The sequence below is a fragment of the Ideonella sp. P3_A4 genome (genome assembly GCF_056403075.1).
The window spans coordinates 1-1,208 of sequence record NZ_JBFUGE010001105.1 but is presented as its reverse complement, the minus strand read 5'-3'; the positions used below and the strand labels follow the sequence as shown (position 1 = coordinate 1,208).

The window sequence follows — 1,208 nt, the reverse complement described above, 5'->3', positions numbered from 1 at the left end:
AACCGCGTCCGCGCCGTGCACTCATTGCAGCGCAAGCCTTCGCCCCACGCATCGGCCCCGACGAAACCGTGCGTGGACACCGCTTGCTTCGAACCCTCAACGGTCCAGCGTGACCGGCTTGAACTTGCGGTTCTCGTCGAACAAGAAGGTCTCGACGTACTTCCACGGCTTGGGCAGACGCGACACGTCGCCGAACGGCGCCGCGCGGCGCACCGCATCGATCGCGATCTGCGTCGTGTCCTTGGCCTGGCTCGGGTAGCGCATCACCTCGATCTTCGAGATGCTGCCGTCTCCGTTGAGCTCGACCGACAGCACCGGAATGGCCAGCAGCGGTTCGGGCACGCTGCCGGTGTAGGTGATGGTCGGGTTGGCAGCGACCAGCTTCTGCGCGGCGCGCAGGCGGTATTCGTCCCAGCTGCGCGCGGCGTTCGCCGAAGGCACGGGCCGCGGCGCTGCCGCGGGTGCGGCCGGTCGCACAGGCGCAGGCGGCGGTGGTGGCGGCTCCTTGTTGGCGCAGGCGGCCAGCCACCCAGCAGGCAGCGCCACCGTCATCATCACCGCCAGGCCGGTCCATGGGTTGCGGCGGACGTCCACGCGGGGCTTGTCGCCGTTGCCGATGTCGGCGGGAGTGTCTTGCGGCCCGTGGCCGTTGGGTTGATCAGTGCAACGCACGATAGATGTCCTCTGCCAATTCCTTAGAGATGCCTTCCACGCTGGCCAAGTCATCAACGCTTGCGGCCGTCACGCCGCGGACACCGCCAAAACGCTGTAACAGTTTCGCGCGTTTCTTCGGGCCTATGCCAGCAATGTCTTCGAGCCGGCTGCCGCCCGTGCGCACACTGGCACGCTTGGCACGCATGCCGGTGATCGCAAAGCGATGCGCCTCGTCGCGGATCTGCGCAATCAGCATCAGCGCGGCTGAATCAGGCGGCAGGCTGAGCTTGTCGCGCCCGTCGGCGAAGACCAGTTCTTCAAGGCCGACCTTGCGGCCCTCGCCCTTTTCGACGCCAGCGATCAGCGACAGGTCGAGGCCCAGCTCGCCGAATACCTCGCGCGCCATCGTGACCTGGCCGCGACCGCCATCGACCAGCACCAGGTCCGGCAGGCGGACCTTGGCGCCGGCCACCTGGGCCTGGTTGCCCTCGGCCGCCGTGATCTCGGCCAGTTTGGCGTAGCGCCGGGTCAGCACCTGGCGCATGGCGGCGTAG

The 1,208-nt window shown here is 67.9% G+C and carries 2 protein-coding genes; both read right to left on the bottom strand.

From position 1 onward, the window contains the following. Window positions 1-96: 96 nt before the first annotated feature. A complete protein-coding gene (locus AC1DYI_RS36235) occupies window positions 97-672 on the bottom strand; it encodes a hypothetical protein (protein WP_477208918.1) in 576 nt (191 codons plus the stop codon). Next, window positions 659-1,208 (bottom strand): helix-hairpin-helix domain-containing protein (locus AC1DYI_RS36230; RefSeq protein WP_477208917.1); only part of this gene is annotated, 550 nt, incomplete at its 5' end. The genes AC1DYI_RS36230 and AC1DYI_RS36235, both read right to left, overlap by 14 nt.